Annotated in this window: 13 protein-coding genes; 3 read left to right on the top strand and 10 right to left on the bottom strand. The window is 52.5% G+C overall.

Annotation, left to right across the window (positions count from 1 at the left end; genetic code table 11):
- The first annotated feature begins 1 nt into the window (after position 1).
- Positions 2-1,657: a phosphoglucomutase (alpha-D-glucose-1,6-bisphosphate-dependent) gene (pgm, locus tag ABXS88_RS07550; RefSeq protein ID WP_353674568.1), complete on the top strand. Its 1,656-nt coding sequence runs from the start codon at positions 2-4 to the stop codon at positions 1,655-1,657.
- Between the two features lie 26 nt (positions 1,658-1,683).
- Positions 1,684-2,391, top strand: a complete 708-nt coding sequence (gene rnc, locus ABXS88_RS07555; protein WP_353674569.1) for a ribonuclease III — start codon at positions 1,684-1,686, stop codon at positions 2,389-2,391.
- Here the strand turns inward: rnc and patD are convergent.
- Positions 2,383-2,778: a heterocyst frequency control protein PatD gene (gene patD, locus ABXS88_RS07560; protein WP_353674570.1), complete on the bottom strand. Its 396-nt coding sequence runs from the start codon at positions 2,776-2,778 to the stop codon at positions 2,383-2,385. The genes rnc and patD overlap by 9 nt on opposite strands.
- A 335-nt stretch (positions 2,779-3,113) precedes the next feature.
- On the opposite strand from patD, the gene ABXS88_RS07565 reads away from it, so the two are divergent.
- Positions 3,114-5,372 (top strand): bifunctional (p)ppGpp synthetase/guanosine-3',5'-bis(diphosphate) 3'-pyrophosphohydrolase, encoded by a 2,259-nt coding sequence (locus ABXS88_RS07565; RefSeq protein ID WP_353674571.1) that lies wholly within the window; start codon positions 3,114-3,116, stop codon positions 5,370-5,372.
- A gap of 18 nt (positions 5,373-5,390) precedes the next feature.
- Here ABXS88_RS07565 and ABXS88_RS07570 read toward each other — a convergent pair whose 3' ends face one another.
- The 9 genes from ABXS88_RS07570 to ABXS88_RS07610 all read right to left on the bottom strand — a co-directional run bounded on the left by ABXS88_RS07570 (position 5,391) and on the right by ABXS88_RS07610 (position 14,223).
- On the bottom strand, positions 5,391-6,134 hold the full coding sequence (locus tag ABXS88_RS07570; RefSeq protein WP_353674572.1) for an anti-sigma factor: 744 nt from the start codon (positions 6,132-6,134) through the stop codon (positions 5,391-5,393).
- A 13-nt stretch (positions 6,135-6,147) separates the two neighbouring features.
- The gene (locus ABXS88_RS07575; RefSeq protein ID WP_353674573.1) at positions 6,148-6,795 is read right to left on the bottom strand and encodes a sigma-70 family RNA polymerase sigma factor; all 648 of its coding nucleotides are present in this window, start codon (positions 6,793-6,795) and stop codon (positions 6,148-6,150) included.
- A 150-nt stretch (positions 6,796-6,945) separates the two neighbouring features.
- Positions 6,946-7,287 (bottom strand): ribulose bisphosphate carboxylase small subunit, encoded by a 342-nt coding sequence (locus tag ABXS88_RS07580; protein WP_353674574.1) that lies wholly within the window; start codon positions 7,285-7,287, stop codon positions 6,946-6,948.
- Positions 7,288-7,314: 27 nt separating this feature from the next.
- Positions 7,315-7,695, bottom strand: a complete 381-nt coding sequence (locus tag ABXS88_RS07585) for a chaperonin family protein RbcX (protein WP_353674575.1) — start codon at positions 7,693-7,695, stop codon at positions 7,315-7,317.
- A gap of 112 nt (positions 7,696-7,807) precedes the next feature.
- Positions 7,808-9,226 carry a form I ribulose bisphosphate carboxylase large subunit gene (locus ABXS88_RS07590; RefSeq protein WP_353674576.1) on the bottom strand — a complete coding sequence of 473 codons (1,419 nt, stop codon included), beginning with the start codon at positions 9,224-9,226 and terminating at the stop codon, positions 7,808-7,810.
- A 268-nt stretch (positions 9,227-9,494) separates the two neighbouring features.
- Entirely contained in the window at positions 9,495-11,063 is a 1,569-nt protein-coding gene (lysS, locus tag ABXS88_RS07595) for a lysine--tRNA ligase (RefSeq protein WP_353674577.1), read from the bottom strand.
- 55 nt (positions 11,064-11,118) lie between these two features.
- Positions 11,119-11,316 carry a hypothetical protein gene (locus ABXS88_RS07600; protein ID WP_353674578.1) on the bottom strand — a complete coding sequence of 66 codons (198 nt, stop codon included), beginning with the start codon at positions 11,314-11,316 and terminating at the stop codon, positions 11,119-11,121.
- A 60-nt stretch (positions 11,317-11,376) separates the two neighbouring features.
- Positions 11,377-11,940 carry a peptide deformylase gene (def, locus tag ABXS88_RS07605; RefSeq protein WP_353674579.1) on the bottom strand — a complete coding sequence of 188 codons (564 nt, stop codon included), beginning with the start codon at positions 11,938-11,940 and terminating at the stop codon, positions 11,377-11,379.
- 114 nt (positions 11,941-12,054) lie between these two features.
- Positions 12,055-14,223, bottom strand: a complete 2,169-nt coding sequence (locus ABXS88_RS07610) for a polyribonucleotide nucleotidyltransferase (protein ID WP_353674580.1) — start codon at positions 14,221-14,223, stop codon at positions 12,055-12,057.
- Positions 14,224-14,329 lie beyond the last annotated feature (106 nt).

The raw sequence follows: 14,329 nt of genomic DNA on the forward strand, positions 1-14,329 counted from the left end.
CATGGCCGCAAAACTCCATCCCCTGGCAGGACAGCCCGCTCCCGCGGATAGTCTGATCAATGTGCCACAGCTCTTAGACGACTATTACCGACTCCAGCCTGACCCCGACAATTCCCTGCAACAGGTGAGTTTTGGTACTTCCGGCCACCGGGGTTCGTCCGCCAACGCCACCTTTAATGAGGCCCATATTCTGGCAGTCTCTCAAGCCGTAGCCGAATACCGCGCCAGTCAAGGCATTAATGGCCCGCTTTTTCTGGGGATGGATAGCCATGCGCTTTCGGAACCTGCCCAAAAAACGGCCCTGGAAGTGCTAGCGGCCCATGGGGTTGAAGTTTGTTTGACCACCGTTAACGATCACCGTCGCTTTACCCCGACTCCCGCCGTCTCCCACGCCATCCTGAGCTACAACCAGGGCAAAACCTCCGGCCTGGCCGATGGCATTATCATCACCCCCTCCCACAACCCCCCTGGCGATGGCGGTTTTAAATACAATCCCCCCAGTGGCGGGCCAGCGGAACCGGAAATTACCAAATGGGTGCAGAATCGGGCTAACGAACTACTCAAGCAAGGCAACCAAGGGGTTAAGCGTCTCAGCTACGAAAAGGCCCTGCAAGCCAGCACCACCCACGAATTTGACTTTGTCACACCCTACGTTAACGACCTCGACAAAATTTTAGACCTGGAGGTGATTCGGGCCTCGGGTATTCACCTTGGTGTTGATCCCCTGGGGGGGTCCAATGTGGGCTACTGGGCAAGCATTGCCGAACGCTATGGTTTAAATTTGACGGTGATCAACCCCACCGTTGACCCCACCTTTGGCTTTATGACTCTGGACTGGGATGGCAAAATCCGCATGGATTGCTCCTCTCCCTACGCCATGGCTAGTTTAGTGAGATTAAAAGATGACTATGCTGTTGCTTTTGGCAATGATACTGATTCTGATCGTCATGGCATTGTTACTCCGAGCGTCGGATTAATGAATCCCAACCATTTCCTCTCGGTAGCAATTTGGTATCTCTTTACCCATCGACAACAATGGTCTGGCCTGAGTGCCATTGGCAAAACATTGGTAAGCAGTAGCATGATTGACCGGGTAGGCAAGGAAATTGGCCGCAAGGTTTACGAAGTACCTGTGGGCTTCAAATGGTTTGTGGGGGGACTGTTGGATGGTTCCTTTGGCTTTGGCGGAGAAGAAAGTGCCGGTGCGTCCTTCCTGAAGAAAAATGGCACTGTCTGGACAACCGATAAGGACGGCATCATTATGGATCTGCTAGCGGCGGAAATTACGGCCCAGACGGGCAAAGACCCTGGTCAACATTACCAAGACCTCACCGCTCGTTTGGGGAACCCCATTTATCAACGGGTGGATGCCCCAGCAACACCGGAGCAAAAGGCTAAATTGAGCAAGCTGTCCCCTGAAGCTGTCACGGCTACGATCCTGGCGGGAGACCCAATTACGGCCAAGCTGACCCAGGCCCCTGGCAATCAGGCCCCCATTGGCGGACTAAAAGTCACCACCGATGCGGGTTGGTTCGCGGCCCGGCCCTCGGGGACAGAAAATGTCTATAAAATCTATGCCGAAAGCTTTAAAGACGAAGCCCATCTCCAGCAAATTTTCACCGAAGCCGAGGCCATTGTCACCGCTTCCATTGCCTAAACGGCCAATAAATCAAGAAGGGTGCCATGAGTAACGCGAAACCACTGCCCCGGAGCCTATCCTTGCCGTCCTTCAAGAATCAAGACCTCTGGCAACGGGCCCTGACCCATCGTTCCTATGCCAATGAACATCCACCGATGTTGCACAATGAACGGCTGGAGTTTTTAGGGGATGCTCTGCTGGGTTTTGTGGTCGGGGAATTCCTGTATCAGCACTACCCCACCTTTCGGGAATCGAAGCTCACTCAGTTACGGGCCCAGTTGGTGAATGAATCCCAATTGGCCCGCCTGGCCCTGGAACTGGGAATTGATAATTTGATGTTGCTGGGGAAAGGGGCCGAAAATAATGGGGAACGCCAAAATCCTTCCCTACTGAGCGATACCCTAGAGGCGATTATCGGGGCCTACTATCTGGATGCGGGTTTTGAGGCCTGCCGTCAATTTATCCAGACGCTCCTCCAGTCGGCCCTGGGCCAAGGGGCCACCCCAGAAAAACCCCTGCTTAAAAAAGGCCTGGTAGATGTGAAGAATCAACTCCAGCAATGGGCCTTGGAACACCACGGCCAGCTACCGGAGTACGTGTTACTTGATGAAACCGGCCCGCCCCACGCCCGCGAATTTACCTTTGCCGTCAAGATCCAGCATCAAGTCTATGGCCAGGGTAAAGGACTAAGTAAGCAACTCGCTACGAAGGCCGCCGCCACTGCCGCCCTCCAATCCCTCGGTTTACTCTGAAGGGGAAGCGCATTGATCCATCAATTGTTCTAAGTATTGTCCATAGTCCCGGAGACGCTGAATATGGCCCTGCAAGCGGGCCTGGTGTTGAAAAGGACGCCGGGCCTTGACCGCCGCTCGCCAAAAATGGCTATCCGTCAATAGAAGTTGCCAGGATCGCTGGATTTCTGTCTGTAAAGAAAGCCAAGACAAGCTCAAGGGTTTCGGCAAGGCCTCCGGGGAAAGATTGGCCCATTGGTTTTTGATCAGACTTTGTAGAGAATCGAGATAGCCCTGGACTTGCACCCAATCTGGTTCTGGGGCCTGGCTCTGCTGTTCTAGGCCCTCTAGGTCTAAACGGAAAGTTTGAGCCGATTTGCGGAGACTCGTCAGTATCAAAAATGACATCTAAGTTAAAAACTAGACTAGATTACGTTAAAATTTAGTTAAATTTTTATTTCTTGCCCCTGGTTCCTGCCAACAGCACCGTCTTTTTTGGGGGCTTCAGCCGACTAACGCTGAACAATTATATAAATTCTTCCTATTTTATCTTCTCCTTAACCTGGTATTTGCTAGAACATTAAGAGAAGCCGTCTCTGCTGTAAACCGGCAACCGGTCTGGCCCTGGTGCCTACCCTCACACTTAACCATTTTCTGGGTTAAATAAGCTCATTAGTCCTAGGGGCCCTGTCCTACTAAGGAGCGGATGGCCCTATCCCGTTTTATTTTTTCTCTAAACCACCATGAATGTGACAGCCCCCCTCTCACCTGTGGAGATTTCTCCAGAAGCTCCTTTACTGCCTGCTGATGTCGAGCTTCCCGCCTGGTTAAAGGCCTGTCTAGAGGATATGTCTAGGGATCGGGCCAGCCAAGGAGAATGTTTAATTTGTCGGGCCTTTCGCTTTGCCTATGACCTGCACGGGGGCCAATACCGTAAATCGGGAGAACCCTACATTGCCCATCCTGTGGCGGTGGCGGGCCTATTGCGGGATCTCGGGGGAGATGAGTCTATGATTGCGGCCGGTTTTCTCCATGATGTGGTGGAAGATACAGCAGTAACGGTGGCGGAAATCGAACAACTCTTCGGGGGGGAGGTGGCCCGTCTGGTGGAGGGGGTTACGAAACTCTCTAAATTTAATTTTTCGAGTAAAACCGAGCACCAAGCCGAAAACTTCCGACGGATGTTCCTGGCCATGGCCCAGGATATTCGGGTGATTGTGGTCAAATTGGCCGACCGCCTCCACAATATGCGGACTCTGGAAGCCCTGGGCGAAGAAAAGCAACGACGCATCGCCCGTGAGACCCGTGAAATTTTTGCTCCTCTGGCCAATCGCCTCGGGATTTGGCGTTTTAAATGGGAATTGGAAGATCTGGCCTTTAAATACCTGGAAAGCGAGGATTATCGACAGATTCAGATCCTGGTGGCTGAAAAGCGGGGAGACCGGGAATCGCGTTTAGAACTAGTTAAGGATATTCTGCGCAGACGCTTAGAAGAGATTGGCGTGAATTTGCTAGAACTCCAGGCTAGGCCTAAGCATCTCTACGGCATTTACTACAAAATGGTAAGCCAGAAAAAAGAGTTTGAAGAAATTTATGATATAGCGGCCCTGCGCGTCATTGTTGATAGTAAAGATGACTGCTATCGGGCCCTGGCCATTGTCCACGATGCCTTCAAACCCATTCCCGGCCGCTTCAAGGACTACATTGGCCTGCCGAAGCCCAACCGCTATCAATCTCTGCATACAACGGTGGTGGGCTTAAATGGTCGGCCCTTGGAGGTACAAATTCGGACTTTGGAAATGCACCATATTGCAGAATATGGGATCGCCGCCCACTGGAAATACAAAGAAACCGGCGGGTCGAATACGACACAATTGTCCTCCTCCGACGAAAAATTTACCTGGCTCCGGCAACTGCTGGACTGGCAAAACGACCTCAAGGATGCCCAGGAATACGTGGAGCATCTCAAGGAAAATTTATTCGATGATGATGTCTATGTGTTCACGCCCCAGGGGGATGTCGTTTCCCTGGCTCGGGGGGCCACGCCGGTGGATTTTGCCTACCGCATTCATACCGAAGTCGGTCATCACATGAAGGGGGCCCGCATCAATGGCCAATGGTTAGGGGTGGATACCCCCCTCAAAAACGGCGATATTGTGGAAATTATCACCCAAAAGAACTCCCATCCCAGTCTTGATTGGCTTAATTTTGTGGTGACACCCAGCGCTCGCCATCGTATCCGCCAATGGTTTAAGCGGTCACGTCGGGATGAAAATGTCCTGCGGGGTCGGGAACTCCTGGAAAAAGAGTTGGGCAAGAGCGGACTGGAGTCCTTATTGAAATCGGCCCCGATGCAAACCGTCGCTGAACGGTGTAATTATCAATCTGTGGAGGATCTCCTGGCCGGCCTGGGTTATGGCGAAGTCACCCTAAACTTGGTGGTTAATCGCCTACGGGAAACCACCGTCAAAACCCAGCAAACCGAAGTTACCCTCTCCTCTTCTCCCTATATTGCCAGCCCTGGCCACCCAACTGACAAGGGCAGTAAATCCCCCATTGCCGGCATCGAGGGCCTTTTGTATCACATTGCGGGCTGTTGCCATCCCCTGCCGGGAGAACCGATTATTGGGATTGTTACTCGCGGGGCCAAGGGAATTTCTATCCATCGCCAGGGCTGTCCCAATGTCGGCCATGTAGAGGGAGAACGTCTCATTCCGGTACGATGGAATCCCCTCAATGGCAGTGCCCAAACCTACCCTGTAGACATCATGATCGAGGCCATCGACCGCGTCGGGGTCCTCAAGGATATTTTGTCTCGCCTGAGTGATCACAATATCAATGTCAGGAATGCGGGGGTCAAGACCAGTTTTGGTAAGCCGGCCCTGATTAGTTTACAAATTGATATTCGTGACCACGAACAACTCAACAGTATCTTGGCCAAGATTAAAAACATGACAGATATTATTGACCTGCGGCGAGTAAATGCCGTCGAAACCCCCTGAGGGCCAATTAGTTGATCTCTATAAACGACTGGTCATGACCATCGGGCCAGGAGACGGGTCTGTTTGGGAATCCTTTTCGAGGGTAATTACAATACCGGTTACGTCATCGGCCGAGGGGGTCGGAAGTTTAGCCAGGACAGTCCCATTTTTGCCAGCGTTAAAGGACTCTGACGGAATTTTTTTTCCCTGGCTCACACACCACAGCTTATAAAATTGGCCGGGAGGTAGGGGCGGTAGGTTTTGAATAATCAACACCGACTGCGGCTCGCCGGGGGTCATCACGACCCGGCCCGTGGCCTGGGGGGCCGACTCCATCCCCTGGAGGGAAACGAGATGGGTCTGGGGATTCTGCAGCATTGCTACGACATCTTTTTGGTAGGCCGTTTCGGCTTGGGCCAATTGCAGATCTTGGTGCAAACGATAGTTACTCCAGGCTAGGGCCGCGACTAAGCCAGCTAGAGCCAGACTGACTTTTCTTTGCCAGAGATGGCGGACTATCCCGATTTGAGGCCAGCGCTTGGGCCGTTGCTGAGGAATCTGGGCAATGGCGGCGTGAAGACTCTCGGGTAAGGGTACGGGGGGGAGGGCGTAGGGAAGCATTTCCAGGGTCTCCTGCAAACCCTGAATTTCCTGACGCTTTTCGGGATGAGCGTCTAGGTACCGTTGCAGTGCTTCGGCTTCTTCCGCACTGAGATTGCCGAGAACATAGCCCGCGAGCAGTTCATCTAATTGATCCGGCAGTTCGGGTTCATGCATGGCCATTGTGCTAGGAGCGTTAATCAATAAAAGGTTGTAACTGTTTTCTGAGGCTTAGCAGGCCCTGGCGCGACCAACTTTTCACTGTTCCCAGGGGAGCCGCCAACTGTTTGGCAATTTCGGACTGGGACAGGCCATCAAAATAGGCCATTTCCAAGACTTGGCGTTGGTGGTCGGGCAATTGGGCCAGGGCCTGTTTCACTTGCTCGGAACGTTGACTCAGGGATGCCACTTCAAAGGGAGACAGGGCTGATGATTCCGCGGTTACGGTTCGTTGCCAACGCTGGAGAAATTTGAGACGAGTGGTGCGGCCCCGCAGCTTGTCAATGGCCCGGGAGCGTGTCAACGTGGTCAAAAAACTACTAAGGGAACCCCGATTCGGATTGTAGGTGCGTGTCCGCCAGAGGGTCAGAAAAATATCCTGGGTCAAGTCTTCCGCTTCTTGGGGATGGGTCAAAACCCGCAGGGCCAAACGATAAACCAGCGTTCCATAGCGTTCATACAAGAGCTGGAGCGAGCGGGGGTCATCCTGCTGGAGAGCCTGCCAAATATCCACATCCGTTGCCTCCGTCGTCAGGGGGTGTTGGGCCAGTCGAGGGTTAACGGGTTTAAGATCCATTGGTGTTGGGCTGGCAGGGGCAATCCCCAGGGACATCATGGCTTCCATAGTCTAACATCGCCTGATCAAAGGTAAACTATCGTCTTTTCTTTCCTTTGATCTACGGCCAAATCTGCCCCTTGGATGGGGAATGTCCCAAAAAAACCCGCCGTAGCGGGTTAGCCATTTAGTTCACACTGACTGATTTAGCCTGAGCTCTTAGTAGCGGCCTTGGCCTTGGTTGGGTTTGTGAACAATGAAGCTAATGGTTTGACATTGTTTAATATTGTCAAAACCAATCACACGGATATAGGAACTGGGATACTCAGAACGACATTCCCGGACTTCTGCCAAAATTTCCTGGGCCGAGGCTCCCCCAAAGAAGGGCAGTTTCCACATCGTCCAGAAGTGGGTTTCGGGCTCAGGATTTTCTTCAAATTCCACACCCGCAATAAAGCCTTGGTCAATCAGATATTGAACCTGCTTAACAATTTGTTGGTCGGTGAGGGGAGGAAGGTAGGAAAGGGTTTCGTAACGGCGCTCTTTCGATAGAGTTTTCATGGGTAAACGTCCTGTCTGATTACAACTTTAAGGAGAAGGAAAATCTGGAAGCTCGGACTCCGGCGGGGGAACGGCACGGGTTAAGCGCTCTAGCAAGTGACGACGATGCTCGGTATTGGAGTGACCGATACTTTGGCGAACCATACCAGGCAGAAAATCTAGCACGGTATCGGCCAAGACTTCGCGGACAGTCAGAATACGCAGAACCAATTCTTTGTTGTCGTTGAGCAGTTCCTCTAAAAAGGCTTCACCATCTTGAATACCATGAGTAGCCATGTACTGGTTGAGCCAGAGGGCCTGGGGAGGGTTCGTTTCTCCCAACTCCATCAGAATGGTTTTGACTGCTTGATAGGTCAAGTAGCTTTGCAGTACTTTAGCTGTCGCTTCGGCAACTTGCTTCGTTCCCATGGCTGGCCTCATTCCTGAGCGGTTCAAAGTCTGGATTAATTGGCTATCAACCTATCCTAGGGACTGGCTGATAGCTGTTCACCGTTAACGTCTCACCGCCTAGGGCTGGCGTTTAGAGGGTGTCCATGGCCTCAAATTCAAACTTGATTTCTTTCCAGAGTTCGCAAGCAGCGGCCAATTCTGGAGACCAACGACAAGCTTCACGGATAACGTCATTACCTTCGCGAGCTAAGCTACGGCCTTCGTTACGGGCTTGGATACAAGCTTCGAGGGCCACCCGGTTTGCGGTTGCCCCAGGCGCATTACCCCAGGGGTGACCGAGGGTACCACCACCAAACTGTAGACAAGAATCATCCCCAAAGATTTCTACCAGCGCGGGCATGTGCCAAACGTGGATACCACCGGAAGCTACGGGCATGGTGCCAGGCATGGAAGCGTAGTCCTGGGTGAAGAAAATACCGCGAGAGCGGTCTTCCTCAACGTAGTCTTCACGCATCAGGTCAACGAAGCCCATGGTGATACCGCGTTCCCCTTCGAGTTTACCGACAACGGTACCGGAGTGGAGGTGGTCACCGCCGGAGAGGCGCAGACACTTAGCCAAGACGCGGAAGTGAATCCCGTGGTTTTTCTGACGGTCGATAACAGCGTGCATGGCTCGGTGGATGTGGAGCAACAGGCCGTTGTCGCGGCAGTATTTAGCCAAAGTCGTGTTAGCCGTAAAACCTCCGGTGAGGAAGTCATGCATGATAATGGGGGTCTTGATTTCCTTGGCGAACTCAGCCCGTTTCATCATTTCTTCACAGGTGCCAGCGGTGACGTTTAGGTAGTGACCTTTAACTTCGTTGGTTTCCGCTTGGGCTTTCTCGATGGCTTCTTGTACAAACAGGAAGCGGTCGCGCCAGCGCATGAAGGGCTGGGAGTTGATGTTTTCGTCATCCTTGGTGAAGTCGAGACCACCGCGCAGACACTCATAAACGGCACGACCATAGTTCTTGGCCGACAGACCGAGTTTGGGTTTAATGGTACAACCCAACAGAGGACGACCGTACTTGTTCAGTTTGTCCCGTTCCACCGTAATCCCGTGGGGAGGGCCTTGGAAGGTTTTGATCAGAGCGACGGGGAAGCGAATATCTTCTAGACGCAGGGCACGGAGCGCTTTAAAGCCAAAAACGTTCCCTACTAGAGAGGTCAGTACGTTGGTAACGGACCCTTCTTCAAATAGATCTAAAGGATAGGCAATGAAGCAAAAATATTGATTATCTTCGTTGGGGACGGGCTCGATATCATAACAACGACCTTTGTAACGGTCTAGGTCAGTCAGATTATCAGTCCAAACAGTGGTCCAGGTTCCGGTGGAAGATTCCGCTGCTACCGCCGCCCCGGCTTCTTCGGGAGGAACACCCGGCTGGGGAGTCATACGGAAGCAGGCCAGTAGGTCAGTATCTTTGGGGGTATAGTCGGGGGTATAGTAAGTCAGGCGGTAGTCTTTTACACCTGCCTCAAACCCAGCTTTGGATTTGGCTTGTACCATTTAGGTTATTCCTCCATAAACATTAAAGGCGCATCAGTCTCCGAGAAAAGCTGGATTAGGCCCGGCTTTTTCCCTAGAGATCGGAAAATTTATTAAGTTATTCGGTGACGAGAAAGCTCTGCGACAACCCAGCAACTATCTGTTTTCTGAGACCTAATCTTATCACGGGGCGGAAACCTTAACGACACCCTATGCTCTGCATTCACTGATTTTTCGATTACAATTCTTGGCGAGTCTGATTAATTTCCCTGATAAATTCAGCAAAGCTTTAGACCTCGGGCGTTTCATCTTCCTTTTCGGAGGTTGCAGTTATCTGAGCTTTTAATAAAGGAAAGGCAATCACATCCCGAATACTGGGGGAATTGGTTAATAACATCACCAATCGGTCAATGCCAATACCCAGGCCCCCCGTCGGGGGCATCCCATACTCCAGGGCCGTTAAAAAATCTTCATCCACATCCTGGGCTTCCAGGTCTCCCGCTGCTTTTTTCTGGGCCTGGGCCTCCAGACGCCGGCGTTGATCCAGGGGATCGGTTAATTCAGAAAAACTATTGGCCAGTTCTCGGCCAACGACGAATAACTCAAAGCGTTCTACCAAACCCGGTTTACTGCGGTGGGGCTTGGCCAGGGGAGAAATTTCCACCGGAAAATCCAGAATAAAGGTGGGCTGGATCAGGGTAGCCTCTACCGTCTGCTCAAAGGCGGCATTGAGCAGTTTGCCGATGGAGTCGCAATCTTCGGGAACCCCGATCCCCGCCGCTTCAGCGGCCTGTTTGGCCTGGTCGAGATCCGTCAATTGACTAAAGTCCAGTCCCGTTTGTTCTTTAACGGCATCGTGCATGGTGATCCGTTTCCAGGGCGGTGTGAGGTCAATTTCCTGGCCCTGATAAGTACAGGTCAGTTGGCCCAAGACGGTTTGGGCCGATTCCGTCACCAGGGCTTCCGTCAGGGCCATCATGTCTTCGTAGTCGGCGTAGGCCTGGTAAACCTCAATGGAGGTAAATTCGGGGTTGTGGCGGGTGGAAATGCCCTCATTGCGGAAGATGCGGCCCAATTCAAAGACTTTCTCAAAGCCACCCACCACTAAGCGTTTTAAATGCAGTTCGGTGGCAATGCGGAGGTAGAGGTCCATCCCCAGAGCGTTGTGATGGGTAATAAAGGGCCGGGCATCAGCTCCCCCCGCTTCACTTTGTAGGGTTGGCGTTTCGATTTCAATAAAGCCCTGGTCATCGAGGTAGCGACGAATGGCCGCTGTAATTTGGGCCCGACGCCGAAAGGTCTGCCGCACATCAGGATTGACGATGAGATCAACGTAGCGTTGACGGTAACGCTTTTCCGTATCCGTTAGGCCATGCCATTTATCGGGCAGGGGCAAGAGGGCCTTGGTGAGGATCTGGTAATTCTGCACGTAGACTGAGAGTTCTCCCTTTTCCGTGCGCTTAATTGTCCCTTTAACCCCCAAAATGTCACCGCTATCGGTGAGTTTGGTCAGGGTGGTAAAGACGTTGACCCCCTCTGGTAACGGGGCCATACAGTCCGTTAAACGTTTTTTTTCGAGATAAAGCTGAATGGTTCCCGTCTCATCCTGCAGGCTGAAAAAGGCCAATTTCCCCATGATGCGCCGGGCCAAGATACGACCGGCAACGGCCACCTCAACGCTGACTTCCTCCCCTGGTGCTAGATCCACGTACTTCGCCTGGAGTTCTGCAGCGGTGTGGGTACTGTGCCATTGATAAGCGTAGGGATTGAGCCCTAACTGTTTAAGCTGTTCCGCTTTTTCTAGGCGAGTGGCGCGAATTTCTTCAAGGCTAGAATGGGGCTGGGGAGAAGAGGACATTAGAAAACTGATTGATAGGATCTAGATAATTCAGAGAAAAAATAAGTAGGAGAAGCTACTTCATATTGGCTCGGGTATCTTGGACGGCGGCCCAAAAGAGGAGCCCCGTTAGGGGCAGACTACCCAGTAAAATTCCCGTTGTTAGGGATTGACCTAGTTCCGGCTGACCCGAAGACAGTTCAAAAATACAACCCACGGCCGCGATAGCCGCAATGCAGGAGCCCAGCAGAAAAATACCACTTTTGGGAGTCACAGATAATACGCCTCTAGTTAGGTTAGCTAGAAGTTTATTGTACTTGGTCTCACTGCTGGCTTAGGTAATTGGGCGGACAGCTTGGACGGAAAAGCCTTCTTTTTTTAGAGATTCCGCCAGGGCCAGGGCATTGTCCACTCGATCCACAAAGACCACCCCATTGAGATGGTCAATTTCGTGCTGAATCACCCGAGCCAGCAAACCTGCGACCTGGCGTTTCTGGGGCCGGCCAAATTCATCTTTATAGCTGACTTCAATGGCCTTGGGGCGCGTGACCTCAAAGTAGATATTGGGAATACTTAAACAGCCTTCTTCTACCACGCAGAGGTCTTGGCTGGTGCGGGTAATCTGGGGATTGATCAGGATTAGGGGCTGATTTTCAGGTTTATCGGGTTCACAATCCACTACGATCAGTTGCTTATTAATGCCCACCTGAGGGGCGGCTAGGCCGATGCCATTGGCACTATACATGGTTTGCAACATTTCCTTCGCCAATTGACGCACCGCATCATCCACCTTGGCAATGCGTTTAGCCGGCTGACGCAGAACCTTGTCCCCAAGATAGTGGAGTTGCAGGGGCGGGGTTTCTAGTTTTTGCTTTTCAACAACGAGAGTAGCGGTCATGGCATCCAGAAATGAAATGAGCAACGAGTAGGCAAAGCTTAGCTAATCGTAACATATTGCTTTTAAGCCCTTCTCTCCAGGGCCAGTCAGTATTCTAGCCCTGGAGAAAAACGTCTAATCAACCCGTGTGCTGGCCCCCAAGGCCCGGCGGGCGGCGGCGGCTTCATCGGGATGAATCCCCAGGCGGGTGAGATTGAGACGGCCTTTGCTATCAATTTCGCGGACTTTGACCACGACTTCATCGCCAACGGCAACTTCATCTTCCACCCGGCCCACTCGGCCTTCAGCCAACTGGGAAATGTGGATCATGCCTTCTTTCCCTGGCAGAACCTCCACAAAGGCCCCAATTTGGATAATGCGGGTGACACGGCCCACATAGACTTCGCCTTCGTTGAGCTTGCGGGTCATGTTGAAGATGATCTGCCGTGCCCGTTCGGCCCGTTCCCCTTCACTGGAGGCAATGGTGACGGTACCATCGTCGGCAATGTCGATTTTACAGCCCGTTTGTTCGGTAATCCCCTTAACGGTTTTACCCCCAGGGCCAATCAGTAAACCAATCAAATCTGGATCGATTTTGAGGGTTAGGAGGCGCGGCGCAAAGGGAGAGAGTTCCGGGCGTGGCTGGCTGAGGGTCGCCAACATTTTTTCAAGGATATGCAGACGGGCCGGCCGGGCCTGTTGAATGGCCTTGGCCACCACATCCATGCTCAATCCTGTAATTTTCATATCCATCTGCAGGGCCGTAATGCCGCTGTCGGTACCCGCAACCTTGAAGTCCATATCGCCCAAAAAGTCCTCAATACCTTGAATATCGGTGAGGATGCGCACTTCATTACCTTCCTTGATCAGGCCCATGGCGGCCCCACTGACGGGTTTTTGAATGGGTACACCAGCATCCATCAGAGCCAGGGTCGAGCCACAGACCGAGCCCATGGAAGTGGAACCATTGGAGGACAGTACCTCGGAAACCACCCGCACCACGTAGGGAAAGGCTTCCTGGGGAGGAAGTACGGGAAGAATGGCCCGCTCCGCCAAGGCACCGTGGCCAATCTCACGGCGGCCAGGAGACCGCATTGGCCGGGTTTCTCCCACGGAAAAGGGCGGGAAATTGTAGTGGTGTAGATAGCGTTTTTCGTCTTCGGGATGGAGGTCATCCGCCAGATCCTGGGCATCTCCAGGAGAACCCAGGGTGGCAATGGACAACACCTGGGTCAAGCCCCGGTTAAAGAGGGCACTCCCGTGGACTCGTCGCGGCAAAATACTCACATCACAGCTAATCGGCCGGACTTCATCAAGTTTGCGGCCATCTACACGCACCCCATCTTCGATAATTTGGCGGCGCATCAGTTTTTTGGTCAGGCCTTTGTAGTAATTACCGAGCAGTTTGCTATCTTCGGCAACGGCAACTTTAACCGGATCTTCTTCGGGCAGTTCGGCCAGGGCCACTTCCACTTGGGTGGCTTTGATCTCATCCAAGGCCGCATCCCGTTTGTCTTTACCGAGATCAAACTGGCTAAGCACCTGGGTGATAGACTGGGCGGCTCGCTCTTCAATAAACTTAGCCACGACTTCATTAATCGGAGGCGGATCTAAACTGACCAACTCTAGACCGAGGTCTTTCATTAATTCCCGTTGGGCCGTAATTAGATCGCGCACGGCCTCGTAGCCAAAATCAATGGCCTCAATAATGTCCTGTTCTGGCAGTTGGTTGGCACCGGCTTCCACCATCACGACGCCGTCGGGGGTTCCGGCTACGACTAAATCTAAGTCTCCGTGGTTAATTTCTCGGTAGGTCGGATTAATGATAAAGTCATCCCCGATCAGACCCACCCGAACGGCGGCCATTGGCCCCATGAAAGGAATTTGAGCCAAAATGACTGCCACCGAGGCCCCAGTTACGGCCAACACATCCGGCGGCACTTCTTCATCCATGGACAGGGTTGTACCCACGACTTGCAGATCGTCGCGTAACCAACTGGGGAAGAGAGGACGCAAGGGCCGGTCAATTAAACGACTGATCAGGGTTGCCTTTTCTGGGGGTCGGCCCTCTCGTCGTAGGAAGCCTCCTGGAATCCGGCCTGCAGCGTAAAGCCGTTCTTCGTAGTCAACCGTTAGGGGAAGAAAATCAATGCCTTCTCTAGCTTTTGCTCTCGTTGCTGTTACCAAAACTGCCGTATCACCGGACTGGATCAGGACGGCTCCTCCTGCTTGGGGAGCGAGGGTCCCAATCTTGAGCCGAATATCCCGTCCATCGAAGGATATCGACTTAACAAACTCTTGCATGTAGCGTTTTTCCTTATGTATCACGTTTCTTCTTCTAGGAGCGATCCTAACACTTTTGTTATCCCCCATTGCAGAGAATCCCTCTCCCCCCAGTCCTTGACCCCAT

This window comes from Synechocystis sp. LKSZ1, from assembly GCF_040436315.1.
Classification (GTDB): domain Bacteria; phylum Cyanobacteriota; class Cyanobacteriia; order Cyanobacteriales; family Microcystaceae; genus Synechocystis.

Bases quoted from the DNA above. Each gene is read 5' to 3' on its own strand.
- rnc (WP_353674569.1), top strand. From the start codon at position 1,684: ATGAGTAACGCGAAACCACTGCCCCGGAGCCTATCCTTGCCGTCCTTC.
- pgm (WP_353674568.1), top strand. From the start codon at position 2: ATGGCCGCAAAACTCCATCCCCTGGCAGGACAGCCCGCTCCCGCGGAT.
- ABXS88_RS07585 (WP_353674575.1), bottom strand. From the start codon at position 7,695: ATGGGAACGAAGCAAGTTGCCGAAGCGACAGCTAAAGTACTGCAAAGC.
- ABXS88_RS07575 (WP_353674573.1), bottom strand. From the start codon at position 6,795: ATGGAAGCCATGATGTCCCTGGGGATTGCCCCTGCCAGCCCAACACCA.
- ABXS88_RS07565 (WP_353674571.1), top strand. From the start codon at position 3,114: ATGAATGTGACAGCCCCCCTCTCACCTGTGGAGATTTCTCCAGAAGCT.
- ABXS88_RS07610 (WP_353674580.1), bottom strand. From the start codon at position 14,223: ATGCAAGAGTTTGTTAAGTCGATATCCTTCGATGGACGGGATATTCGG.
- patD (WP_353674570.1), bottom strand. From the start codon at position 2,778: ATGTCATTTTTGATACTGACGAGTCTCCGCAAATCGGCTCAAACTTTC.
- ABXS88_RS07590 (WP_353674576.1), bottom strand. From the start codon at position 9,226: ATGGTACAAGCCAAATCCAAAGCTGGGTTTGAGGCAGGTGTAAAAGAC.
- ABXS88_RS07580 (WP_353674574.1), bottom strand. From the start codon at position 7,287: ATGAAAACTCTATCGAAAGAGCGCCGTTACGAAACCCTTTCCTACCTT.
- def (WP_353674579.1), bottom strand. From the start codon at position 11,940: ATGACCGCTACTCTCGTTGTTGAAAAGCAAAAACTAGAAACCCCGCCC.
- lysS (WP_353674577.1), bottom strand. From the start codon at position 11,063: ATGTCCTCTTCTCCCCAGCCCCATTCTAGCCTTGAAGAAATTCGCGCC.
- ABXS88_RS07570 (WP_353674572.1), bottom strand. From the start codon at position 6,134: ATGGCCATGCATGAACCCGAACTGCCGGATCAATTAGATGAACTGCTC.